This window comes from Streptomyces sp. NPDC001530 (assembly GCF_042894545.1).
Taxonomy (GTDB): Bacteria; Actinomycetota; Actinomycetes; order Streptomycetales; family Streptomycetaceae; genus Streptomyces.
This window is the reverse complement of sequence record NZ_JBIAVS010000036.1, coordinates 54,661-78,383: the sequence shown is the minus strand read 5'-3', so window position 1 is coordinate 78,383 and position 23,723 is coordinate 54,661. Positions and strand designations below refer to the sequence as shown.

General features: G+C 69.0%; 17 protein-coding genes and 2 pseudogenes. 13 read left to right on the top strand and 6 right to left on the bottom strand.

The annotated features are described in order from the left end of the window. Positions 1-27 precede the first annotated feature (27 nt). Positions 28-960 (top strand): NADP-dependent oxidoreductase, encoded by a 933-nt coding sequence (locus tag ACFY0T_RS45855; protein ID WP_388884498.1) that lies wholly within the window; start codon positions 28-30, stop codon positions 958-960. Between the two features lie 129 nt (positions 961-1,089). Here ACFY0T_RS45855 and ACFY0T_RS45850 read toward each other — a convergent pair whose 3' ends face one another. Beyond that, positions 1,090-1,785: an HAD family hydrolase gene (locus ACFY0T_RS45850; RefSeq protein ID WP_388884497.1), complete on the bottom strand. Its 696-nt coding sequence runs from the start codon at positions 1,783-1,785 to the stop codon at positions 1,090-1,092. Positions 1,786-1,830: 45 nt separating this feature from the next. After that, complete coding sequence (locus ACFY0T_RS45845; RefSeq protein ID WP_388884496.1) at positions 1,831-2,307, bottom strand: Lrp/AsnC family transcriptional regulator; 477 nt, start codon at positions 2,305-2,307, stop codon at positions 1,831-1,833. Positions 2,308-2,570: 263 nt separating this feature from the next. Between ACFY0T_RS45845 and ACFY0T_RS45840 the strand changes: the two are divergent. The 3 genes and pseudogenes from ACFY0T_RS45840 to ACFY0T_RS45830 form a co-directional block, all read left to right on the top strand. Continuing rightward, positions 2,571-3,422, top strand: a pseudogene (locus tag ACFY0T_RS45840) (FUSC family protein); the annotation flags it as partial. Between the two features lie 1,238 nt (positions 3,423-4,660). Then, positions 4,661-5,355 (top strand): annotated as a pseudogene (locus ACFY0T_RS45835) (TetR/AcrR family transcriptional regulator). A 160-nt stretch (positions 5,356-5,515) separates the two neighbouring features. Then, positions 5,516-8,788, top strand: coding sequence for a family 78 glycoside hydrolase catalytic domain (locus ACFY0T_RS45830; protein WP_388884495.1), 3,273 nt, complete (start codon positions 5,516-5,518; stop codon positions 8,786-8,788). Between the two features lie 38 nt (positions 8,789-8,826). On the opposite strand, the gene ACFY0T_RS45825 is transcribed toward ACFY0T_RS45830, so the two are convergent. Continuing rightward, entirely contained in the window at positions 8,827-10,191 is a 1,365-nt protein-coding gene (locus ACFY0T_RS45825) for a glycoside hydrolase family 125 protein (RefSeq protein ID WP_388884508.1), read from the bottom strand. Positions 10,192-10,341: 150 nt separating this feature from the next. Here ACFY0T_RS45825 and ACFY0T_RS45820 point away from each other — a divergent pair, with 150 nt between their 5' ends. The 4 genes from ACFY0T_RS45820 to ACFY0T_RS45805 all read left to right on the top strand — a co-directional run bounded on the left by ACFY0T_RS45820 (position 10,342) and on the right by ACFY0T_RS45805 (position 14,720). Continuing rightward, positions 10,342-11,271 (top strand): carbohydrate ABC transporter permease, encoded by a 930-nt coding sequence (locus tag ACFY0T_RS45820; protein WP_388884494.1) that lies wholly within the window; start codon positions 10,342-10,344, stop codon positions 11,269-11,271. A gap of 4 nt (positions 11,272-11,275) precedes the next feature. Further along, positions 11,276-12,181 (top strand): carbohydrate ABC transporter permease, encoded by a 906-nt coding sequence (locus tag ACFY0T_RS45815; protein ID WP_388884493.1) that lies wholly within the window; start codon positions 11,276-11,278, stop codon positions 12,179-12,181. 45 nt (positions 12,182-12,226) lie between these two features. Next, a complete protein-coding gene (locus ACFY0T_RS45810; protein WP_388884492.1) occupies positions 12,227-13,522 on the top strand; it encodes an extracellular solute-binding protein in 1,296 nt (431 codons plus the stop codon). A 208-nt stretch (positions 13,523-13,730) separates the two neighbouring features. After that, a complete protein-coding gene (locus ACFY0T_RS45805; protein WP_388884491.1) occupies positions 13,731-14,720 on the top strand; it encodes a LacI family DNA-binding transcriptional regulator in 990 nt (329 codons plus the stop codon). A gap of 4 nt (positions 14,721-14,724) precedes the next feature. Here the strand turns inward: ACFY0T_RS45805 and ACFY0T_RS45800 are convergent, their stop codons facing one another. Continuing rightward, entirely contained in the window at positions 14,725-15,909 is a 1,185-nt protein-coding gene (locus ACFY0T_RS45800) for a glycoside hydrolase family 76 protein (protein WP_388884490.1), read from the bottom strand. A gap of 258 nt (positions 15,910-16,167) precedes the next feature. Here ACFY0T_RS45800 and ACFY0T_RS45795 point away from each other — a divergent pair, with 258 nt between their 5' ends. The 5 genes from ACFY0T_RS45795 to ACFY0T_RS45775 all read left to right on the top strand — a co-directional run bounded on the left by ACFY0T_RS45795 (position 16,168) and on the right by ACFY0T_RS45775 (position 21,729). Then, entirely contained in the window at positions 16,168-17,637 is a 1,470-nt protein-coding gene (locus ACFY0T_RS45795) for a glycoside hydrolase family 76 protein (protein ID WP_388884489.1), read from the top strand. A 117-nt stretch (positions 17,638-17,754) separates the two neighbouring features. Continuing rightward, positions 17,755-18,024, top strand: coding sequence for an Atu4866 domain-containing protein (locus ACFY0T_RS45790; RefSeq protein WP_388884488.1), 270 nt, complete (start codon positions 17,755-17,757; stop codon positions 18,022-18,024). Positions 18,025-18,122: 98 nt separating this feature from the next. Beyond that, positions 18,123-18,815, top strand: coding sequence for an FG-GAP repeat domain-containing protein (locus tag ACFY0T_RS45785; protein ID WP_388884487.1), 693 nt, complete (start codon positions 18,123-18,125; stop codon positions 18,813-18,815). Positions 18,816-18,942: 127 nt separating this feature from the next. Further along, positions 18,943-20,337 carry an amidohydrolase family protein gene (locus ACFY0T_RS45780; RefSeq protein WP_388884486.1) on the top strand — a complete coding sequence of 465 codons (1,395 nt, stop codon included), beginning with the start codon at positions 18,943-18,945 and terminating at the stop codon, positions 20,335-20,337. A gap of 159 nt (positions 20,338-20,496) precedes the next feature. Next, positions 20,497-21,729 carry an MFS transporter gene (locus ACFY0T_RS45775; RefSeq protein WP_388884485.1) on the top strand — a complete coding sequence of 411 codons (1,233 nt, stop codon included), beginning with the start codon at positions 20,497-20,499 and terminating at the stop codon, positions 21,727-21,729. Positions 21,730-21,835: 106 nt separating this feature from the next. On the opposite strand, the gene ACFY0T_RS45770 is transcribed toward ACFY0T_RS45775, so the two are convergent. Then, positions 21,836-22,591 carry an Atu4866 domain-containing protein gene (locus ACFY0T_RS45770; RefSeq protein ID WP_388884484.1) on the bottom strand — a complete coding sequence of 252 codons (756 nt, stop codon included), beginning with the start codon at positions 22,589-22,591 and terminating at the stop codon, positions 21,836-21,838. 110 nt (positions 22,592-22,701) lie between these two features. Beyond that, on the bottom strand, positions 22,702-23,604 hold the full coding sequence (locus tag ACFY0T_RS45765; protein WP_388884507.1) for a glycoside hydrolase family 76 protein: 903 nt from the start codon (positions 23,602-23,604) through the stop codon (positions 22,702-22,704). Positions 23,605-23,723: the final 119 nt, after the last annotated feature.

The following is a 23,723-nucleotide window of genomic DNA, read 5'->3' as shown; positions in this document are numbered from 1 at the left end:
GGTACGGCAACGGAGCTGGGGGTCGATATGAGCACGATGCATGCGGTACGCGGTCACCGTCGCGGTGGACGGGAGCAGCTGATGTACGAGATCGCACCGCGCCCCGTGGCGAGCGCGGGGGAGGTGCTGGTCGCCGTGCGGTCGGCGTCGATCACGTTGGGTGAACTGGGCTGGGACGCGACCTGGACCGACAGCTTCGACGGCAGCGGCAGCCCCCGTACGCCGATCATCCCCTCCAAGGAGGTGTCCGGGGTCGTCGCCGAGCTCGGCCAGGAGGTGACCGACTGGGCTGTGGGCGACGAGGTGTACGGGCTGATTCCGTTCACCAGGGACGGGGCCGCCGCCGAGTTCGTCGCCGTCCCCGCGGCCGTGCTGGCCGCCAAGCCGCCGCGGCTCGACCACGACCGCGCGGCGGCCCTGCCGCTCGCCGGGCTGACCGCCTGGCAGGGGCTGGTCGGGCACGGCGGGCTGCGCTCCGGCTCCCGGGTGCTGGTGCACGGCGGCGCGGGCGGTGTCGGTTCGGTCGCCGTGCAACTGGCGGCGGCGCTGGGCGCCTCCGTCACCGCGACGGCCGCCGCCGGGGCCGCGGACTTCGTTCGCGAGCTGGGTGCCGAGCAGGTTGTCGACTACCGCACCGAACGCTTCGAGGAGCACGTCAAGGACATGGACCTGGTCTTCGACACGGTCGGCGGCGACACCCAGGACCGTTCCTGGCAGGTACTGCGACCGGGCGGCCTGCTGGTGAGCATCGTCGCTCCGCCGGACCCCTCGAAGGAGGGCGGGGTGTTCTTCGTCGTCGAGCCCGACCGGGCCGGCCTCGACGAGCTGTCCCGGCTGGTCGAGGTCGGCAAGCTGAACCCGCGGGTCGACCGTGTGGTGCCGCTGGCCGAGACCGCGCGGGCGTACGCGGCGCTGGAGGATGGACACCGGCGCGGGAAGATCGTGCTCCGGGTGTCGTGAGGAGGGGGCGCAGGCGCCTCACCAGATGTCGATGAACGAACGCCCCGGCGTACGGCGATCTCCCCGCGATGGGCGACGAGGACGGCGGCGGCACCCATGAGCTCCCCTTCCCTGGAAGGGGTGGGAGGTTCAGGACGCCGGAGACCCGCCCGCGAGCCAGTCGTAGGCGGACTGTGCCGTGAACTCGGCCTGGCCGCCGCGCAGCAGCAGCTCGGCGGTCGCGAAGGCGGGGGCGTCGGCCTGTGCGGCGACGTATGGGATCGCGAGGCAGCGCATCCCGGCCGCGTGCGCGGCGGCGGCGCCCGGTGCGGCATCCTCCAGGACCACGCAGTCTGCCGGGGCGGCCGCCAGCCGGCGCGCCGCCTCCAGGAAGACATCGGGAGCGGGCTTGCCGTGCGGGACCTCGTCGGCCGAGACGACGGTCGTCAGGTGGGAGGCAAGCCCCGTGCCCGCCAGGATCGCCTCGATGGCCTCCGGCGAGGAGCCCGAGGCCACGGCCATCGGGACGCCTTCGGCGGCCAGCAGTTCCACGAACTTCCACATCTCCGGGTAGACGTGCGTGGAGGCGCGGGCCAGCTCCAGATAGCGGCGGTTGTTGTCGGCGAGCAGCGTGTCCAGCGGGGCCGTCAGGCCGTAGCGCTCCTTCCAGAGCGCGAGCGTCTCCTGTGTGCTGATGCCGACGTACTGCTCATGGTCGGCCCAAGTGAAGTCCGTGATGCCCTGCTCGGCGAGCGTCTGCCGCCCCGCCTCGAAATAGTTCGGCTCGCTGTCCACGAGCGTTCCGTCGAGATCGAAGATGACCGCGGTACTGCCGAGAGTGCTCATGCGCTCAAGGATGCCAAGGAGCGATCGCTCGCTGTGCCTCGCCGGTCAGCTCTTCGCGGCCCGCCCGATCGACTCCACCAGCGGCAGCAACCGGTGCGGGACGCGCTCGCGCAGGGCCACCTCGGTGCGGGTGCGGACGACGCCCGGCAGGCTGATCAGCGCCTGGATCACGTCCTCCAGGTGCGCGTTGTCGCGCGCCACGACCCGGGTGATCAGATCGCCGCCGCCGGTGATCGAGAACGCCTCGATGATCTCCGGTACGGCGGCGAGCGCGTCGCCCACGTCGTCGAGATGGCCCTGTGTCACCTCGATGTGCACAAAGGCGAGGACGGGGTGGCCGAGGGCCGCGGGGGACAGGGACGGACCCGTGCCAGTGATCACGCCGTCCCGCTCCAGCCGGTCGAGGCGGGCCTGGAGCGTGCCGCGGGCGATGCCGAGAATGCGGGCGTACTCGCGCACGCTGGTGCGCGGCTGCTCCAGCAGCAGCCGCAGGATGCGGGTGTCGAGCTCGTCCACGGCCATGGTCCGTTGGCCTCCTTGCCGCCTGAGGCGATCACCTCCGACTGTACCAATGGCCCAGCCGCGACGGAGCCTGTTGAGCCAGTTCCCGCCTGCCGCTTACCTTGTCTGTATTGATGGCGCTGCGCAGCGCCGGACGGCCAGGACGCCGTACCGGACCCGCGGCGCCATTCGCATGTGTCGACGCTTCGGACGACGAAGCGAAGAGCTTCGGACGGCGAAGCCAAGAGCGAAGTAGTGGGGGCGGGACGCCGACGGTGAAGAAGATGTTCATGGCTCCGGATCCGGGACTGTTCCGGCTGCGGGTCTCGCTGCGGGCCGTCCTCGGCATCGGCCTCGCGGTGACCCTGTCCGAGCTGGCCGGGCTCTCGCTGCCCGCGTCCATCACGGGTGGGCTCGCGGCGCTCCTCGCGCTGTTCACGGTCGGCGACCCGACCGTGCGCCGCCAGGCCCTCACCACCGCCCTGCTGCCCGTGGTCGGCCTCCCGGTCCTCGCGCTCGCGACCGCCCTGCACGGGATGCCGCCGCTGCGCGACGCGACCTGGCTCGCGGTGATCTTCTGCGGGGTGTACGCACGCCGCTGGGGCCCGCGCGGGCACGCGCTCGGCATCTTCGCGTTCATGATGTTCTTCACCACGCAGTTCCTGCACGCCGTTCCCCGCCAGCTTCCGCAGCTCTACGCGGCCGTCGCCCTGTCACTGGCGGCGTCCTCGGCGGTCCGCTTCGGCGCGTGGTGCATCGAGCGGCGCACTCCACTGCCCGCCGCGCCGGCACCGCTGGAGGGACGCGGGCTCGCGCGCCCGGCCACGCGCCAAGCCTTCCAGGCGGCGGCCGCCTGCGCCTTCGCCCTCTCCGCGGGCCAGTTGCTCTCGCACGACCGCTGGTACTGGGCCGTCGGTACAGCCTGGTGGATCTTCGTCAACACCGCCTCGCGCGGAGAGACGCTGGTCCGCGGCTTCCGGCGCGTCCTCGGAACGGTCACCGGCATCGTGGCCGGTCTGCTGATCGCCGTACCGCTGCACGGGGCCCCGGCCCCCACCGCCGTGCTCGTCGCGGTCTGCGTCTTCGGGATCTTCTACACGGCCGCACCCTCGTACAGCTGGATGATGTTCTTCGTGCCGTCAAGGGGGCGCAGCGCGGCAATCCCGGCCTGACTGGGTTTTTCCCAGGTCAGCGGCTCCTTCAGGGGACTCTCTTCATTCCCAAGTTTCAGCAGGTTCGATCACCTCTGATCGGACTCATGCTGACTCAATGCTGACTTTCCTGATGTGCCGTCAGGTTCGTCCGAGGCGCTGACGGCAGCGTCGCACGCAAGGTAGCCGCGCACCAGGTTGCCAAGAAGTCGCCCTGGTCCAGCTACTGCCCCGCGTGTTGGAACCCTCGGCGGACACCTGGCGGCGCAACCCGTCGCCAGGTGTCCGCCGAGGGGTACGTGCGACCCCAACGGCGCAATCGCTATGCGGTCGTATGAACTGGCTCCTGGCGACAGGCTATGTAGCCTCCTTGCCGTACGCGCACGGTGAGTGCCCACAAGGACTTCCCGTTGCCGTCGGCTGGTCAGCGGCACAGGGGGCTCCGCCGGAGAGTGCGCAGCGAAGGCCGTCCCAGAGGATGAAGAGATCTTCTTGAAGTTGTCTACCAGGTGGCGCTCACATGCGGTGATTCGGCCTTCCACGCTCTGACCTGCCAGACGAGTCTTTCAGGGTCTTTCAGGATCGTGCCGCGTTGCGCAGCCGATTCTCCCCACGGGCTCCCCAGCGCCGCCCGTACTCCCCAGATTCTCCCCAGGAACGGCCTGCCCCGGGAGACCAGGGAGACCATGGAAGGCTGGCGTACCCGAGGAACGGTCAAAGGCACGGTGGGTTACCGTCGCAGATGGGGCCGTCAGGACATCAGCAGGTTCTTCGTCTGCTGGTGGTACACAGCCACATGTGCTTCTGACCTGCGGAAACGGATGAAATCGCTTGGTGGGGAGCGGAGTTGGCCCGCTCCTGGTCCGGATCTTGCGAGGCGGGATCCGGGTGTCGGGCATCGATGCCGGGAGCGTCTCGTGGTACGACATGGCACAGGTTGTAGATCGCGTCTTGTGTGGTCCAGGTGGTCCACGTCAGGGAGATATGCGCAGATCAGGCCGCTGTGGTCCAGGCACGTCGCCCCTGTTGGTGAGAGGCCCGTCAAGTGGTCTTGTGGCGGCGAGATGATGGCTGGATCGGCCTGGGGGCGTGAGCGTGAGGTGGTCGAGGTGCCGCTGCGTCCGCGTCTGCGGGTGAGGTTCCGGCTTTCCACCATCAGCCTGGAACGGCGTTCCAGAGATGTCATGCTGGAACGGTGTTCCAGTCCTGTGTCGGATGTGTGGATGGCAACCGGGACGCGTCGTCCGGAGCGACGAGAGGAACCGCTCTCACGGGAGCGCATCGTCGAGGCCGCGATCGGGCTTCTCGACAGGGCGGGCGAGGGTGGACTCACGTTCCGCGCACTGGCCGAGCGCCTCACCACCGGGCCCGGCGCGATCTACTGGCATGTCACGGGCAAGGATGAAACTCCTCAGTGCCGGCGCCGATGTCGTCGTCGCCGGCACCATGACCACCGGTGTCCCCGACGCAACACCGCAGGAAGCGGTCCGCGCGCTCGCGCTCGGCGTGTTCGACGCGATCGACGCCCACCCCTGGGTCGGCACGCAACTCGCCCGCAACCCGTCGCAGTCACCCCTGCTGCGGGTCTTCGAGCACATCGGACGCCAGGTCCCAAGCTCTCGGAGTGCCCCAGGCCGCCCAGTTCACCGCCGCGTCCGCGCTGCTGAACTACATCCTCGGAGTGGGCGGACAGAATGCGGCCAACGCCCGCGGTCACCGGCCGGACACGAGCCGGACCGAGTTCCTCGACGCCGCATCAGTCGTATGGGCAAACCTCGATCCCGACGAGTACGTGTTCACCCGAAACGTCGCGGTCCAGCTGCGCGATCACGACAACCGTGCGGAATTCCTCGCCGGCATCGACCTCATCCTCACCGGAATCACCGGCCGTCAATGGCCGCCTGACCCGGCGTCGTAGCCAGCCGCTCGCAGCCCCGGCCATCGGCCTTGCCAGAAGCTGATCGCCTGCACGCCCCTTGTAGCGGGGCACAGCGCCTGCATAGGATCCAAGAACGAGGCGGTTGAATCGTTTCAAGACCATTGGCCTGTCGGGACGACACAACGATCGAGGGGTGACCATGGCTCGACGATGGGATCGCAGGTCCTTCCTGTGGAGCACTGTCGGTACGGCGGGGTTAGGCATCCCCGCGCTCGCGGCCGCGCCCCTCGCCTGGGGTGAGGGTCCCTCCCGTGACGGAGGTGACGGAGTTGGCAACGATCTGCGCATCACGCGCACCACCGTGGAGCACAAAGAGGACGTCCTCGGTACAGAGGTCGCTCGCCCACGACTCGCGTGGGAGCTGTCGGCCCAGGGGAGAGGCGCGCGCCAGACCGCCTACCGCATTCAAGTGACGACCGAGCGGGGCGGTTGGAAGCACTCCCTCGTCTGGGACTCCGGCCGAGTGGAATCCGCCCACAGTGTCGGCGTCCCCTACGGCGGCCCCCCGCTCGAGCCGCGCACCCGGTACCTATGGCGCGTCCAGGTCTGGGACGGTCACGGGAAGTCGTCCGGCTGGAGTGAATCGCGCTCGTGGGAGACAACGTTGTCAGCCGAGGAGTGGCGCGCACGCTGGATCGGCGCCACCGCTTCCCGCCCTCCGGACTTCGCCGGCGCCTCGTGGATCTGGTCTCCGGGAGCGACCACCTCGGACGCCCCGGCCGGGCCCCGCTGGTTCCGGGCCGGCCTCGATCTGCCCGCCGGAACCGAGATCGCGAAGGCCACCGTCGTGGCCACGGCGGACGACGACTTCACCCTGTATCTCCATGGCCGTACGGCAGTTGAGGCGCCGCAGCAACAGGACGGCTGGCGCATCGGACGTACGGCCGAGGTCACCAGCCTGGTCCGGGACGCGGTCACCGACGGAGGCCGGGTGGTCCTCGCGGCCCTCGCCACCAACCGCCCGGGCCCCTCTGTGAACCCCGCGGGCCTGCTGGTCCGCCTGATTGTGGAGACGGCCGACGGCCAGACCCACGAGCTCTCCACCGGCACCGGATGGCGCGCGGCCGAGTCGGAGCAACAGGGCTGGCAGGAACGGGACTTCGACGACTCCGCGTGGGCCGAGGCTGCCGTACTCGCCCCTTACGGTCAGGGACCCTGGGGCACCGGTGTCGGTGTCGCCGTGACGGAACGGCCGGCGCCGCTGCTGCGCAGGGAGTTCACGATCCCCAAACGCATCACGCGCGCCCGCCTCTACATCAGCGGACTGGCCTACTACGAGGCGGAGATCAACGGGCGCAAGGTCGGGCGTCAGGTCCTGGACCCGGGGTTCACCGACTACGACGAGACGGTGCTCTACGCCGTCCACGACATCACGGACCTGCTGCGCCGCGGCACCAACGCCATCGGTGTCACGCTCGGCCGCGGGTTCTTCGGCATGACCACCCCGAACGTCTGGAACTGGCACCAACCACCCTGGCATGCGGAACCGCGGGTCATCGCCCAACTGGAGGTCGAGCACCCGGACGGCTCCCGCACGACGCTCGTGACGGACGAGGGCTGGCGGATCACGGACGGGCCGACACTCTCCAACTCCCTCTACGCGGGGGAGACTTACGACGCCCGACGAGAACCCGGGGCATGGACCAGACCGGGCTTCGACGACTCCGCCTGGCAACCGGCCGAACTCCAGCAAGCCCCCAAGGGACGGCTGCGCGCACAGCCGCACGACCCCATCGAGGTCATCGACACCGTCCAGCCGACCGCGATCACGGAGACCCGCCCGGGCGTCCATCTCGTCGACATGGGACGGACCATTGCCGGCTGGGCGCGGCTCACCGTCGAGAACATCCCGGCAGGGACCGAGATCCGCCTCACCTACGGCGAGAAGCTCAAAGCCGACGGAAGCGTGTCGGCCGAGACCTCGCACGTTCCCGGACGATTCCAGCGCGACGAGTACAACTGCGCGGGTCGCGACCGGGAGAGCTGGGAGCCCAGATTCTCGTACAAGGGATTCCGCTACGTGGAGATCAGCGGTCTGCCCAGTGCACCCGAACCTCGGCAGGTCCTGGGGCGGCTGGTGCACACCCGCCTGACCGAGGTCAGTTCCTTCGCCTGTTCGGAACCCTTCTACGAGTGGCTGGACCAGGCCATGCGGCGCACGGTGCTGAACAACATGCACGGCATCCCGACCGACACCCCCATGTACGAGAAGAACGGCTGGACCGGCGACGCCCAGCTGGGCACGCCGGTGATGACGTACGCCTTCGACATGCACCGCCTGCTGTCCAAGTGGCTGGACGACCTCGCCGACAGCCAGACCGACAAGGGGCAGTTGCCCGTGATCGTGCCCAGCGGCGGCTGGGGGTACGGCGAGTTGGGGCCCTCGCCCGAGTGGACGACGGTGTATCCCTTCGTCATCCGCGAGTTCTACCGGGTCTACGGGGACGAGCGAGCGGCCCGTACGCACTGGGAGCCGCTGACCCGCTACCTGGACTGGGAACTGTCCCGGCTGCAGGGCGGTCTCGCCGCCACGGCACTCGGCGACTACCTCCCGCCCGGCTACGGAGGCAATCCCCCGGAGGACACGCGGCTCACGGCCACCGCCTACCTCCACCGCGCCCTGCTGCACACCGCAGAGATGGGCGAGGTGCTGCACGCCGACGATGTCGTCAAGCGGTACCGGGAGGCTGCGGAGAAGCTCCGGGACGCGTTCAACGCGGAGTTCCTCGGGCCCGACGGGTATTACCGGACCGCCAAGGATCCGGGGTACCGGCAGACGTCCAACGCGATCCCCCTCGCGTTCGGTCTCGTGCCGCCCGGCGCACGTGCCTCGGTCGTCGACAGCCTGGTGCGTGACATCGAACAGCGGGGCAACCATCTCAACACCGGTGCGCTGGGCACGAGTGTGCTGCTGCGCGTGCTGTGCGCGTACGGCCGACCGGAAGCGGCGCACGCCATCGCGACCCAGCGCACCTATCCGAGCTGGGGCTACTGGCATGACAACGGCGCCGACACCATGTGGGAGATGTGGCCACTGGACTCCCGGTCCCGCGACCACTACTTCCAGGGCACCGTGGCCCAGTGGCTCTACGAGAACGTGGCGGGACTGCGCCCGGGTGACGCCGGCTACGCCACGTTCACCGTACGGCCCGACGCCCGTACGGGGGTGAACTGGGCCCAGACGTCGATCCGTACCGTTCGGGGGAAGGCGGCGGTGTCCTGGTCACGGCTGGAGAGCGACCTGCGCCTCGACGTCCAGGTGCCGGTGGGCTCGACCGCGGAGGTGCACGTCCCGGGAACGAACCGCGCCGAGGTGCTGGCACCCGAGGGCGCCGAACATGTGCGTACCGACGCGGAGTTCGTCGTCTACCGGGTGGGCCAAGGGAGGTGGCATTTCGGTGGGCGTGCCTGAACCCGAGCCACCGAACTGCTCGAAGCCCCATGCGCTCCTCAGCTGACAGCAGGAGGGACGCGCGGATGTCGGGGATAGAGATGGCGCACGCCGATCCCGCACAGCTCCAGGGCGAGTTCGCAGAACATGGCATTGGCCCAGCCGAACCACTCCCGGGTGAACCGGCCAGGGTCGTCGACATGGAAGCTCTCGTGCATCAGCCCGGTGCCGGCGGTGGTGCCCGCCAGTGTGGCCAGGGCCCGCTCCGCCTCGTCCTCGTCGCCGGTCAGCCCGGCGACGGCGATCGCCAGCGGCCAGACGTGTTCGTCCGGGGTGTGCGCACTGCCCACTCCGGACGCGAACCTGCCGGTGAAGTAGGAGGAGTTGGCGTCGGACAGCACAAGCCGCCGCGTGGACAGATACAGCGGGTCGTCCTGGGCGCACCAGCCGCTGAGGGGGAGGCTCAGCAGGCTGGGGAGGTTGGCGTCGTCGCCCAGCAGGACCTGCCCCCGGCCGTCCACCTCGTACGCCAGCACGGACGCGCCGCCCGCCTCGACCACCGCGCTCGCGAGGATTCCCGCGTCGATCTCGTCCGCCAGCCGCAGGGACGTCCGGGCGAGGTCGGTGTCGTGGAGGACGGACTTGGCCAGCACGGCCAGACCGTGCAGGGACGTCGACGCCAGCGCGTTGGCCGGCACCAGGTAGCCGTACGCGCAGCGGTCGTCGCTCGGCCGGAAGCCCGACCACGTCATGCCGGTCCAGGCCACCGGCGCGCCCCGGCCGTCGAGCGGAAGTGTGTCCCCCGAGTAGGGGCCGGAGGGCCGGACGAAGCGATACGGCGACTGCTCGTGCTTTTGCTCGACACGCCAGATCCGTACGATCGTCCACGCGGCCCGGCGGAAGTCGTCGTCGAGGTGGTCCACGCGACCGGTCGCCCGCCAGATCGCGTACGCCAACTGCAGCGGCGCACACAGCGAGTCGAGTTCGTACTTGCGCTCCCAGACCCAACTCCCGGGCGCGGGAAGGTCGGTGGGCTCGCCGTGTGCGTCGGTGGGGCCGTCGTTGAAGGCGTTCGCGTACGGGTCCAGCAGGACGTAGCGGATCTGGCGCCGCGATACGCCGACCAGGACATCGCCGATCTCGGGATCCGTGGCCAGGGCCAGGTAGGGGCGCATCTGGGCGGTGCTGTCACGCAACCACATCGCCGGGATGTCGCCGGTCCTGACGAAGGCCTCCGGTGCGTGAGGGGCCGCAGAAGGTCCCCAACTCATCGACGTGGTCCAGGTGTTGGTCAGACAGTTCTCGACGATGTCCGCGGCCGGGCCGGTGCCCCGCAGTTCGGTGGCGAGCTTTCTTCCGAGTGTCCTCAGGGACTCCGGAACGCCCCAAGGGGGAGGAGATTCGGGAATGGGAAACGTTACCATCACGCCTCTTGACTCCTCCTGTGACCTGGGCCACGGTGTGATCAACGGGGAATGGAAACGTTACCTTGAGGGAGCTGGCGACCACCAGACCGGCGAGCCCGTCCAGGACTGAGCCATCGACAACTCCCCGGAGGGAGAAGGTGAACGCGTGTGACAGCTCCTCCGCGATCGCGGCGCAGAAAGCTCGGATCGGACGCCCGGGCCGCGTATGTGTTCCTGGCGCCGGCCCTCATCGGTTTCACGGTGTTCGTTGTCTACCCGCTGATCCGGTCGGCGTACTTCGCGCTGACGCAGTACAACGGCCTGTCGGACCCGGAGTTCGTCGGCTTCGACAACTTCCGGCGGATGTTCACCACCGATCCGTCGTTCTGGCCCTCGGTGCGCGCCACCCTGCTGCTGGTCGTCCTGTACGTACCGCTGTCGCTGGCCATCGGGCTTGCCCTGGCCGTCTTCTGCAACCAGCGGATGCGTGGGGTCAGCCTGCTGCGCACGTTGTGCTACCTGCCCGTCGTACTGCCGGTGGTCGCCACGATCACGCTGTGGAAGTTCGTCTTCAATCCCCAAGTCGGCCTGGCCAACCAGGTGTTGACATGGCTTCACCTGCCCACGAGCGAGTGGCTGTCCGGCGACAACTCGGCGATGCCCTCGATCGTGATCGTCATGCTGTGGAGCGTCGGCTCGACCATGGTCATCTTCCTGGCCGCGCTCCAGGCGGTGCCGACCGAGCTCTACGAAGCGGCCCGGCTCGACGGTGCCGGACCCAGGACGGTGTTCTTCCGGATCACCCTGCCGCTGATCAGCCCGATCATGGTGCTTCAGGTCGTCCTGCAGATGGTGACCGCCCTCCAGGCCTTCAACCAGCCGAAGATCCTCTCGGCGGACGGCATGGGCGGGCCGGGGTTCAGCACCAGGGTGCTGATGCTGTCGATCTACACCAACGGCTTCCCCGGGCTCGGCCGGGTCGCCCAACTCGGTTACGCCTCCGCCCAGGTGTGGGTCCTCTTCCTCGTCATCGTCGTCCTGATCGCCGCCACCGCTCGCTTCTCCTCGATTTGGACCTACAGTGACCACGTCTCCTGACGTCATGAAGACGACGCCGCCGGCAGCGGCTTCCCAGTCGCCCACCACCACGGGTGCGGGTCGGCCGCCCGGCAAGGTCGCACGCACCGCGTCCTGGTACGCCGTCGCGCTGCTGATCAGCTCGGTGATGATCCTGCCCATCCTGTGGATGCTCACCGTCGCCCTCAAAGGCCCTTCGGCCGTCTTCGAGGTGCCGCCGAAACTGCTGCCCCACGAGTTCCACTTCGAGAACTTCATCGACGGACCGAAGGCGATCCACTTCCCGCGGCTGCTGATCAACTCCGTTGTCATCACCGGTCTTTCGGTGATCGGCGGGGTGATGACCTCGATGATGGCGGGATACGCCCTGGCCCGGCTCCGCTTCCCCGGCCGGAGGGTCCTCTTCTACGTCTTCGTCGGCAGCATGCTCCTGCCGCCGGTGGTCGGCATCATCCCGTTGTTCCAGCTGTTCAAGGACATCGGCTGGTACGACACCTGGCTGCCGCTGATCGTGCCGGCCTGGCTGGGCGGCAATCCGCTGTTCATCTTCCTCGCCCGCCAGTACTTCCTGTCGATTCCCTACTCCATCGACGAGGCCGCGAAGGTCGACGGCGCGGGACACTTCCGGATCTTCGTGAGCGTCATGCTGCCCATCACCCGCCCGGCCTGGATCACGATGGCCATCCTGGCCTTCCAGATGTCCTGGAACGACTATCTCAACCCGCTGATCTATCTGTACTCGTCGGAGAAGTGGCCGCTGAGCGTCGGCATGGCCTCCTTCGTCGCCCCGTTCGCCGGTCAGACCCCGGACTGGAACCTCTTCATGGCCACCAACCTGCTCTACATGCTGCCCCCACTGGCCGTGTTCTTCGTGGCCCAGCGCTACTTCATCCAAGGCCTGAGCGCTCTGGGCACCGTCAACCAGCGCTGACCCGCACCACGTCAGCCGACCCAACCCACGTACCAGGAGGGCACGTTGAAACGAACACTCCATGCCGCCGGAGCGCTGCTGGCGGCAGGCGGACTACTGGCCACCTCGGCCTGCGGCGGCTCCTCGGGACAGGAGTCCGGCGGCAAGACCACGGTCACCGTGATGACCTGGGAGTCGAACGCGACCAACAAGCTCATCGACCAGGCCCTGGCCGGTTTCAAGGACCCCGACATCACGGTCAAGCGCGTCGACACACCCAACGGCAACTACAGCGACAAGCTCTCGGCGCTGACCCAGGCGCAGAAACTCCCGGACCTGTTCTGGTGCGGCAACGACACCGAGCAGCAGTACACCGGACAGGGGCTGCTCACCGACTGGTCCTCGAAGCTCTCCGATTCCGGCGACTTCGGCACCGGCAGTTTCGACGCCACCGCCATGAAGAACTGGACGACCGCCGACGGCAAGATCGGCGGCGTCCCCTCGCTGATGAACACGTACGGCATCTGGTACGACGTCGACGCCTTCAAGGCCGCCGGCATACCGCTCCCGGAGGCCGGCTGGACCTGGGACCAGATGTACGACGCCGCCACCAAGCTGCACGAGAAGGGCGCCAAGTACGGCCTGGTCGCCGACGCCATGACGGCCCTGGACGCCCCGTTCAGCCTCAGCCTCTACTCCCAGTCCGCGGGCGGCGCACCCTTCACCGACGACGTCCACCACCCGACCAAGGTCACCGTCGACGCCAAGTACACCGAGGGCGTCGGCAAGCTCGTGGCGGGGATCAAGAGCGGGGCCGTAGCGCCTCCCGGCTATGACATCTCCAGCCAGCAGTCGCTGTTCGCCGCGGGGGAGATCCCCATGCTCTGGAGCGGTCAGTGGCTGGCCGCCGGCTTCCTCACGGACAAACCGAAGATCAAGTACGGGTTCGCGCCGCTGCCGCAGGTCGACAAGCCGGCCACACTGTACGACGCCGTGGGCATCTGCACCCCCTCGTACACCAAGAACGCGGACGCCACCTTCAAGGTCCTGAAGTACCTCGACTCCACGGTGTGGACCAAGGTGCTCCCCGACTCGCCCGTAGCGGTGCCGGCGTACACCGCCGCTCAGGACTCGTACTTCGACGCCCTCGACAAGGCGGGGCAGACGACCGTCGCCGCCACGGTCAAGACGGATCTCCAGGCCACGTCCACTATCGGCGTGCGCTTCACCACCCAGTGGGCCAGTCAGGCGAGCGACCTGGTCACGGCGTACTGGCCCGACATCCTCCAGGGCAAGAAGCCGCTGTCCGATCTGCAGACCATGGCCGACAAGATCAACGATGTGATCAAGAGCAACAGTTAGGTGCTCCGCTCCGATGCGTCTGCGCTTGCGGTCGGCGGGCAGGGTGCCCGCCGACGGGGCGTACGACGGGACCGGAAACGTATCCTGAGGGCGTTCGCCCGGTCAGGCCCGCGCGGCACCCTCCCAGGTGGCCGCGACACGTAATGAAAGTTGGTCTCCACCCCACGTGAGCAGTCGTCCCTCGCAGCGCCAGAGCACCAGGCCGACGATGCGCGATGTCGCAGAGCGGGCCGGAGTCGCCCTCGTCACCGTGTCCCGCGTCGTCAACGGCATCGGAACGGTCCGCGAGGAGACGGTCGACCGTGTGAACGCGGCGATCAGCGAGATCGGGTACCAGCGCAACGAGATCGCGCGTTCCCTGCGCCCCGGGCAGAACTCGATGACCATCGGCCTGCTGCTCGGCGACCTGACCAACCCGTTCTACGCCTCCCTCGCGAAGGCGGCCGTCGAGGTGGCGGCCGACGCCGGTTACGCGGTTCTCCTCAGCACCGCCGACGAGGACCCGAAGGTCGAACGCCGTGCCGTGGGCGAGCTGATCGGGCGACGCGTGGCAGGACTCATCATCGTGCCCGACCAGGGCGACCACGCCTTTCTGGAGGAGGTCAACGGCCACGACCAGGTACCCATCGTCTTCGTGGACCGGCCCGCCACCGGAGCCGAGGCCGACGTCGTCCTCGTCGACAACGAGGGCGGGGGACGCACGGCGACACAGCACCTCATCGACCACGGCCACCGCCGGATCGCGATCCTCGTCGCCCCCTCCTACTACACCACCGGCCGCCGGCTGCGCGGATACCGCAAGGCCCTGCGGCAGAGCGGCATCGACGCCGACGAAACACTGGTCGTCACCCTGCGGCGCGGCACCACGGAAGAGGCCGCCGCCGCCACCCACACCCTGCTCACCTCGCCGCACCCGCCGACGGCGATCTTCTCGACCACGGGCTTCCTCACCGAGGGCGTCCTACGGGCGAGCCAGCAACTGCACACCCCTATCGCCGTCGTGGGCTTCGACGACTTCAAGCTCGCCGACATGCTCCCCACCCCGGTCACAGTGGTGACCTCGGACGTCGAGGAACTCGGCCGCCGCGCCGCCCATCTGCTGATCGACCGCATCAACGGCGCGGACGCCCCCTCCCAACGGACCGTGCTGCCTATGCAGTTGATCGCCCGTGGCACGGGGGAGATGCCTCCGCCATAGGGGCTCAGTAGAGCGTCGGCCACAGCTCGCGCGGCCACGCGAGCACGGTGTAGAGCTGGGCGAAGGCCGCCTGCTGGAGCGCCTCGGTGCCGCCGGACGCGTTGAAGTGCACCAGGCCGGTGCCGGGGTCGCGCATCGTGGACCAGATCTCGTCCGCGTAATCCGCCATCGCCCGGTGGTACTTGCCGCTCCCGGTCACCGACTCCAGGAGCAGCAGGTTCTTGAAGAAGATCGAGTTGAAGAACACCGGCTGGGTGTACAGCCGTCCCTGCATGACGTAGTAGGTGTAGGCCGCCTCGGCGATCCGCTCGGCCCGGCGCAGATACGTGCGGTCGCCGGTCGCCTGGTAGAGGAGGACGTTGACGCCGACCGGCACACCTTGGTTGTACGACCAGACGGTCTTCTCGATCGTCCCCTTCAGGTCGAGATGGTCCCAGTACAGACCACCGGGACTCTGCAGATACGTGTTCGTCCAGTCGTAGAACCGTCTCGCCCAGTCCAGATAGCCTTCCTCACCGGTGATCTGGTGCAGGCGCAGCGCGAGTTGGGCGCCCGGCATGTTCGAGACGGTGTTGCGGTCCTGGCTCCAGTTCGCCTGGGTCCAGAAGACACCGCCGGGAGCGGCATGCGTGGAGTCGGTGTCCCAACCGGACTTGACGAGGTCGAAGATCTCCCTGGCCCGGTCCAGGGCCGCCGAATCCCCGGTCTGCAGGTGGAGTTGGACCTTCGCCAGGCCCACCCACTCGTTGTCGTCGTAGAACATGTCACCGCCCGAACCGTAGGGGGCGCGAGGGTAGGAGTCGTATCCCGGCAGCTCGGTCGTGCCGCCACCGGCGTTCCAGTAGTGCTCCTGCGCCTTCGCCCGCTCGGTCAACTCCGCCTTGTACCGGGCGTCGACCGCCGCGAGGTCGAGCGCGGCGATGTGCACCTGGGAGTAGGGCCATTCGTAGGAGTACGCGTGGTCCGAGGCAGCGGCCGGGTACTGCTCGCGGACCAGTCCGGAGCCGTCCTGGGCGTCGAGGTGTCTCTTCAGTGCGGTGTAGGCGGCGATGGCGCGTGACAACGCCCGTGAGCGGTCGGGCGGCTGGGCCTCACCCGCGGATGCGGCCGAGGCGGACGTCCCGGTCATCGTGGCCATCGCGGCGATGCCGCCGCCGACCAGCGCCCGGCGTGAGGGATTCAAGCGCATCGGAACGCCTCCATTCAGAGCGCCGCTGCCCGCACGGGCCGTGCGGGAGTACGGCGAATGGAAACGTTGCCACTGTCCATCGGAGGCGTCAACGGCCCGCGCAGCCCCAGTAGTTCTCCGTGGTTGCCCCCAGCGGCCGATTTGGTATGGACCATTGACTTCCTGTCGAAGCGGTGGGATCTTCACGATGGTTACGTTTCCATAGCTGCGGATGACCGGGTCCGTCCGGCCGTCACCCCCCACGCCCATGGAGCCGGCATGAACCCAACGGCAAGACACATCCGAAGAATCGGGACCGGCCTGATCGCGGCCCTCGCCCTCCTCGTCCCGGTCACCACCGGCGTCGCGACCGCCGCTGTTGCCGACGCCGAGGCGACGATCTGCAACAAGTACTGCGACGCCCGTGACCCGGCCCTGTCCCCGGGGGACCGGCAACCGGTCACCGCCACCATCTACTCCCGCACCCTCACCCTGCACTTCGACGACACCGACGCGATGGGCTGGGCCTCGATCACCAACGGCAGTCCGGGGGACGAGGTCTGGCTCGACCGCTCCTTCGACGGCGGCCGCACCTGGAGCTCGGGCAGCAAGCTCGGCGACACCACCATCCCCTCGGGGCAACGGGGTTGGCGCACCCTGATGTACAACGTCGACGACTGGAACAACAACGGCGTCGGAGCACTGCGCGCCTGCGGCAAGGCGGGGGACCGGGCCGAGATCGCCTGTACGGCATGGGCCCGTACCACCTGGAACGCGTGGAGCCGGTCCACGGCGGCCGCCACCGCGCTGATGCAGTCGTACAACAACTCCACCGGCCTGTTCGACACCACCGGGTGGTGGAACTCCGCCAACGCCCTCACCGCGATCATCGACAACATCCGCGTCACCGGAATGCCCAGCTACAAATACGCCATCGCCAACACCTACGACCGCCAACTGAACGCCCAGGGCGGCCAGTTCCGCAACGACTACATCGACGACACGGGGTGGTGGGGGCTCGCCTGGGTCGCCGCGTACGACCTGACCGGGGACAGCCGCTACCTGAACACCGCCCGCGCCGACGCCGACTACATGGCGCAGTACTGGGACTCGACGTGCGACGGCGGGGTGTGGTGGAGCACGGCGAAGACGTACAAGAACGCGATCGCCAACTCCCTCTACCTGGAGCTGAATGCCGCCCTGCACAACCGGATCCCCGGCGACACGGTCTACCTCGGCCGGGCCAACGCCGAGTGGTCCTGGTTCAAGGGCACCGGCATGATCAACAGCTCCCATCTGGTCAACGACGGCATCGACCTGTCGACCTGCGGCAACAACGGGTCCACGGCATGGTCGTACAACCAGGGTGTCCTCCTCGGCGGACTGGCCGAGCTGTACCGCGCGACGGGGGACCCGGCTCTGCTGACCACCGGCCGTCAGATCGGTGACGCCTCGACCACCTCCACCTCGCTGAACTCCGGCGGAATCCTGCGCGAGCCGTGCGAGACGAACGGCTGCGGAGGCGACGGGCCCTCCTTCAAGGGCGCCTACATCCGTGGGCTGAGCACCTTCAACTCCCAGTTGTCCGACCGCCCTTACACGTCGTACATCGCACGGCAGGCCGACTCCGCCTACGCCAACGACCGCAACGCCCTCGACGCGTACGGACTGCACTGGGCCGGGCCGATCGACTCCACGGACGCCGCCCGCCAGCAGAGCGCACTCGACCTGATGAACGCGGCGAACTGAACGGTGTGGCCGGCAGTGCCTCCGCCGCCACCCGGGTGGGTGCCAGACTCCCAGGAACGCGGCTCCTGAGAACGTCGCGGCCTGGTTTCCCGTACGCCGGGTCGCGACCGTGGAGCCATGAACACGAACGCAGCACCTCACCCCTTCGTCGGCATGTGGGTCACGGCGGACGGCCACATCCGTCAGGAACTCCTCGCGAACGGCCGCTACGACGAGGCCCGCGGCAACCGGCAGAGCGCCTACACCGGCAGCTACACCATCACCGGCAACCACATCGACTACGTCGACGACACCGGCTTCACCGCCACCGGTGACGTCCGGGACGGGGTGCTCTTCCACGAGCACCTCGTCCTGTACCGGGAGGCACCGCCTACGCTCGGAACCTGAGTCGATCATCTCCCGCTGTCCGAAAGGCGCTTGTCCCAGTGATGCGAACCATGAGTCGTCCGAGGGGGCGTGGCCAGCTGTTCAGGCAGGCGGCGGTCTTGGCGACAGCGACGGCACTGCTCGGAGCCTGCGGTGAGTCCGTCGGAGCTGCGCCTCCACGTCCCACGGGCAGCTCCTCGGTCGCGTCCTGCGTGTCGTCGTCGGGCGACCTGCTGGCCGACATCGACGGAGATGCTCGAACGGACCGGGTCTCCGACCCCTCCCACACCGGTGCCCGCCTGACCGTCGCGTTCGGCGAGAAGGCGGGCTTCGGCACTCCGGTCGGGATACGGAAGCTGGTCGGCGGCTCCGGTGGCGGGGAGAAGGACGTGCTGGGGGCGGTGGCCGACTTCGACGGCGACGGGTGGAGCGACCTGGTCGTCGTGGCCACCGGGCAGAACCAGGGAGACGATGCGATCAAGCCGACCGTGGCCAAGGTGGTGTCAGGGCCCTTCTCGGCCTCGGGCGGGGGACAGCGCACCCGGAATCTCGACCTAGGCGAGACACGCGGCATCGCCGTGGCCGACTACGATCACGACTCCTTCCCCGACCTGGCGGTGTTCTCCTACTCCGGCGACGGCGTGTATCAGAGAGAGGCCCGCCTCGGCAGCGAGGATGCGGGACTCGCCGACGCGACCGCGGCCACGGCGAAGTACACCGTCGACGCCTACGAGAGAACCCCGAGCGGCCTGCCCCGCTCGGGCCTGAGCAAGTTCTACCCGGAGTGCGGGAAGGACGGCGGGCAGGGCTGACGAGTGCCGGTGTCCTGGGTGCGCTGCACCTAGGGAAACGGCGGCCTGGTTCCCCCGCGGGCACCGATCGAGTCTTGAACCGGAAGCCATTCGGCCCAGACTCATCCTCCCCCGAAAGGGACCCGCCATGAACACCGACGACACCACCAGCGCCGGCCTTCTCGAGCAGCTGCGACGCCAGTCCACCGATCCGCGTCGGCGCATCCTGTTCACCGGAGCGACCATCGTCACGATGGACCCGGAACTGGGCACCCTGCACAACAGCGATCTGCTCGTCGAGGGCGACGCCATCGCCGCGATCGGGCCGAACCTGACCGCGGACGGCGCGGTGGTCGTCGACGCCTCCGGCACCATCCTGGCCCCCGGCCTCGTCGACACCCACCGGCACGCCTGGGAAGCCCAGTTGCGGCGGATCATGCCCGACGTCGACGACCTCGGCGGCTATGTGATGTCCACGCTCGCCGGGTACGCGACGGTCTACCGCCCGGAGGACATGTACATCGGCACCAAGCTGGCGGCGCTGACCGCGATCGACAGCGGCATCACCACCATGCTCGACTTCTCCCACAACTCCCGCACCCGCGAGCACTCCGACGCGGCGATCCAAGCCCTGCGGGACACCGGCATCCGCGGCGTCCACGCCTCGATGGGACCGCACTTCGGGGAGTGGGACCGCCAGTGGCCGGCCGACCTGAACCGCCTCAAGGACGAGCACTTCAGCAGTGACGACCAGCTGCTCACGCTCCGCCTGGCGACGCTGGCCACGGATGAGATCGCCGGCCCGGTTCTCGCGTACGGCCCCGAACTCGCCCGCACCGCAGCCGACTTGGGCGTTGGTGTCAGTGTCGATGCCGTCTTCGGTACGGCCTCCTCGGAAGCCGTTCTGTCCTGGGCCAAGGACGGCATCCTCGGCCCCGACGTCACTCTCATCCACGCCACCGGTCTGACCTCCGAAGCCTGGAAGGCGGTGGGGGAGTCCGGCACCACGGTCGCCCTGGCGCCCACCTCCGACGCACAGATCGGTCTGGAGACGGCGATCCCGGCGGTCGACGAGGCGCTCGCCGTCGGCATCCGCCCCGGCCTGAGCATCGACGTCGAAGTCGCCCTCGCCAGCGACATGTTCACGCAGATGCGGGCCCTGCTCGCGATCCAGCGGATGCGCGCGGTCAACGCCGCCTACGGAACGGGCGGCGACCTCTCCCGCATCACCACGCGTGACGTCCTGGACTTCGCCACCCTCCAGGGTGCGCGGACCAACGGCCTCGGCGACGTCACCGGCTCCCTCACCCCCGGCAAGAAGGCCGACCTGCTAGTCGTCCAGGCCGAGGACCTCAACAACATGCCCCTCAACGACCCCATCGGCACCCTCGTGCTGGGCTCCGACGCCCGCAACATCACCGCTGTCCTCATCAACGGCCAACCCCGCAAGTGGAACGGCCAGGTCCTCGACGTGGACCTCCCCGCACTGCGCAGCGAGGTCAGCGCCTCCCGCACCTACGTGCTCGACACGCCGGCCGGCTGACCGGAGTCGTGGGGCGCTCCCCGGCCGAGCATCGGAGCGCCCCGTCGGCCGTTCTCGGTGAGTTCCGCGACGGCCACCCGTCCCACGCGGCCACTGCCGCACCCAATCCCGACACCTCGCACCTGGCACCACCGCCCTGCGTGCACAACCGGAGTCCCCATGTCCCGCCTCACGACCCTCCGCCGCTCCACCTCACCCCTCGCGACCGACCGACCACCGCGGCCCGACAACCGCACGGCCCCCACCGTGGCCCTGCTCACCACCCTCGGCATCCTCGTCGTGGGCCAGATGTACACCGTCCTGGCCATGCTGGCCCCCATGGCCGACTCCCTGGCCACCACCCCGACACAGGCGACATGGACGGCCACCGCGTTCGGGTTCGCCTACGCGGCGGGGTTCCTGATCGCCGGCCCGCTGTCCGACCGCTACGGTCCCCGCACGGTGATCACCGGCGGTTTGATGGGGGCGACCGTCACCACGCTGGCGGTGAGCGCCGCTCCCAGCCTCACCTGGGCCGTCACACTGCGCGTCCTGCAAGGACTCACCGCGGCCACGTTCGCGCCCTCGGCGTTCTCGTACATCGCCGCCCACATCGCGCTCCACCGTCGAGGAATCGCCCTCACCTGCGTCACCAGCGGGATGCTGGCCGCCGCGGTGCTCATGCAGATCGGCGCTCAGGTCGTCGCGGCCGGACTGGGCTGGCGGATGGTCTTCGTCCTCAGCGCCGCCCTCATCGCGCTGAGCCTCTGGCCGGTCCGCCACATCCTGCGCCCCACAGCGGCCCCTGACTCCACCCCCAGCCTGCTCCAGGCCTTCGCCGCCGTACCCCGGCTCCTGCGCAGGCCGCGCCTCGTCGCCCTGTACCTCGCCACGATCACGCTCATGGTCGCCTTCGTGGCCGTCTACACCGCGGTCGTCGTCGCCGGGCCCCCTGGCGTCGCGGGCGACAACTCCGCCTTGCTCGCCCTGCGGGCCAGTGCTCTGCCGGCCCTCGTCGCCGTACCGCTCCTGACCTCTGTCCTGCACCGCCTGGCGGCGCCGGTACGTGTCGTACTGGCGATGTCCGTGGCGGCGGGAGCGGTCGCGGCGGGCTCCGCGCTCGGCGGCGACGTCCGCTTCCTCGCCCTGGCGTTGCTCGTGTTCGTCGCGGCGGTGGCGGCGGCCGCTCCCGCCGTCGTCGAGATCGTCCACACGATGGCGTCCCACGCCCGGGGCGCGGGCGTCGCCCTTTACGCGTGCAGCATGTTCCTCGGCGCAAGCCTGGGCCCACAGCTGGCGGGCGCCCTCTTCGGACAGGGCTTCGGCGGGATCCTCCGCGTTGTCGCCGTACTGCTCGTCCTGGGCACGCTGCTTTCGCTGCCCGCTCTGGTGGGCCGTCGGCACAACCGGTGAGACCCGGCGGCGCCGGACAGACAAGAGCTCCGGCCCCCCGCCTCATGGCGGGTGGGCCGGAGCTCACTGGTGTGATCAAGGGATCATGGCCGGTACGGCGAAGGGGTCAGCCCAGCCGCATGACGTACCCCGCGTGGTGCAGTTCCTCGCGCTGGAACTCGCCGAAGGCCCAGAAGCCGAGGTCGTCCAGGTAGTCGATCCGGTCGCCGTCGATCCAGTAGCGGCCCTCGTAGGCGTGCGGGCGGCCGCCCCGCGTCTCGTCGTAGCGGCCGTCGGCGGTGAGTTCCTGGTGCAGGAAGTCGTTCTTGTCGATCCAGACGCCGACCCGCGCGCTGCCGGTCAGGTCCTGGGCGGCCGGGATGCCCGCCTCGGGCGCGGTGGGGGGGCCGGGGGCGTCGATGCCGGCCCAGAGGACGGGCGTGCCGCCCGCGACCAGGGCGCGGACCTGCTCCGGGCGGGTCAGCAGCGTGGTCTGTGCGCTCGCCACGTCGGGGGCGAACTCGTCGGGTACGACGAGCAGGTCGCCGGTGTTCCCCGGCGTCAGTGTCGCGACGTACTCGGAGCGGTGGCCGCGCCCGCCGACCAGGGCGACGGTGTCCACGACGGCCGGTACGACGGTCATGCCCGTGCAGTCGACGACGATGGCGTTGTCGTCCTGCGCCGCGGTGACGATGCCGGGGCCGACGCCGACGATCAGGGCGCCCACGAGCAGGACGTCCGCGCCGGTCATGGTGCCGATCAGCGGGTCCATCGTCAGGACCCGGGCGTTGGTGAACAGGACGGGACGTCCCGCGTCGTTCGCGACGATCTCGTTGAAGGCCTTGCTGTTCCAGTTCACGGTGTCCGTGTGGGTGGCGCTCATCGCCTGCTCCTCAGGTGGGTTCCTTGCAACTGCTTCACCGTCAGCCTGGTCGCGTCCGGAGAGCGCAACCAGGCCGCCGTTTCCCCAGGTGCACGGCACCCACCCTGCGTTCAGCCCGACGCGGCGGTGAGCGCTCCGAGGGCACTCGCGTGTGTGCGCCAGTCGGTCTGGTTGGTACTGGTGCCGGCCCAGCGCTGCCCGAGCAGGTTGAGGGAGGTGCGGTCCCGCGCCCACAGCGTGTCCGCCTGCTTCTGGATGTAGGCCTGGTAGGTGCTGGAACCGGTGACCTTCGCGAGGTCGGCGAAGTGCCGCATGAAGATGCCCTTGAACTGCTTCTGGTTGTCGTCGCAGGACGCCGAGCCGATGTCACAGGACTCGGTGAGCACTCCGTCCCGGGTCAGCGCCGGGCTGCTGATCGCGGCGTCGGCCAGGGTGCGTGCGAGGGTCAGCAGCGAGCTGTGCCCGGTCACCTTCCACAGCTCGGTGAAGCCGCCGATGGCCAGTCCCTGGTTGTAACTCCACACGATGCTGTCGTTGTTGGCGCAGGCCGAGTCCAGCCCGTCGTTCACCGGACCCGAGGAGTTGATCACCCCGCTGGCCTTGTACCAGGCGGCGGACGTCCTGGCCCGCTGGAGCCACGCCGTGTCGCCCGGGATGCGCTGATGCAGGGCGGTGGTCAGCCAGAGGTACTGCCCGTTCGTCACCGCGTTCTTGTACGTCCGCTCCTGGTCCCACCACACGCCACCGCCGCAGGAGCTGGGATCCCAGTACTGCTGGACGTAGTTGGCGATGGTCACGGCCTCGTCGAGATAGCGGGCCTCGCCGGTGTAGTCGTACGCGTCGAGCCACGCGATGGCCCACCAGGCCGCGCCGTCGATGGCCCGGCTGATGAAGTGGCCCTCGATCGCGTCCGAACTGCGTACACCGGCGGGGAAGACGCCCTTGTTCTGGTCGAAGGTGCGCGCGATGGCCCAGTCGTAGTCGTGCCTGCCGGTAGTCCTCGCAAAGTCGATGAGGGAGGTGAGGGTGGCGGCGGAGTTCCACCAACTGCTGGGCCACCAGCCGTTGTAAGGGTCCTACGAGGTCATCAGCGCGTCCGCCGCGGCGCGCGCCCTGGTCGGCGCGGGCCTGA

Bases quoted from the DNA above. Each gene is read 5' to 3' on its own strand.
- ACFY0T_RS45855 (WP_388884498.1), top strand. From the start codon at position 28: ATGAGCACGATGCATGCGGTACGCGGTCACCGTCGCGGTGGACGGGAG.
- ACFY0T_RS45850 (WP_388884497.1), bottom strand. From the start codon at position 1,785: ATGAGCACTCTCGGCAGTACCGCGGTCATCTTCGATCTCGACGGAACG.
- ACFY0T_RS45845 (WP_388884496.1), bottom strand. From the start codon at position 2,307: ATGGCCGTGGACGAGCTCGACACCCGCATCCTGCGGCTGCTGCTGGAG.
- ACFY0T_RS45830 (WP_388884495.1), top strand. From the start codon at position 5,516: ATGGCTCGACGATGGGATCGCAGGTCCTTCCTGTGGAGCACTGTCGGT.
- ACFY0T_RS45825 (WP_388884508.1), bottom strand. From the start codon at position 10,191: ATGGTAACGTTTCCCATTCCCGAATCTCCTCCCCCTTGGGGCGTTCCG.
- ACFY0T_RS45815 (WP_388884493.1), top strand. From the start codon at position 11,276: ATGAAGACGACGCCGCCGGCAGCGGCTTCCCAGTCGCCCACCACCACG.
- ACFY0T_RS45805 (WP_388884491.1), top strand. From the start codon at position 13,731: ATGCGCGATGTCGCAGAGCGGGCCGGAGTCGCCCTCGTCACCGTGTCC.
- ACFY0T_RS45800 (WP_388884490.1), bottom strand. From the start codon at position 15,909: ATGCGCTTGAATCCCTCACGCCGGGCGCTGGTCGGCGGCGGCATCGCC.
- ACFY0T_RS45795 (WP_388884489.1), top strand. From the start codon at position 16,168: ATGAACCCAACGGCAAGACACATCCGAAGAATCGGGACCGGCCTGATC.
- ACFY0T_RS45790 (WP_388884488.1), top strand. From the start codon at position 17,755: ATGAACACGAACGCAGCACCTCACCCCTTCGTCGGCATGTGGGTCACG.
- ACFY0T_RS45780 (WP_388884486.1), top strand. From the start codon at position 18,943: ATGAACACCGACGACACCACCAGCGCCGGCCTTCTCGAGCAGCTGCGA.
- ACFY0T_RS45775 (WP_388884485.1), top strand. From the start codon at position 20,497: ATGTCCCGCCTCACGACCCTCCGCCGCTCCACCTCACCCCTCGCGACC.
- ACFY0T_RS45770 (WP_388884484.1), bottom strand. From the start codon at position 22,591: ATGAGCGCCACCCACACGGACACCGTGAACTGGAACAGCAAGGCCTTC.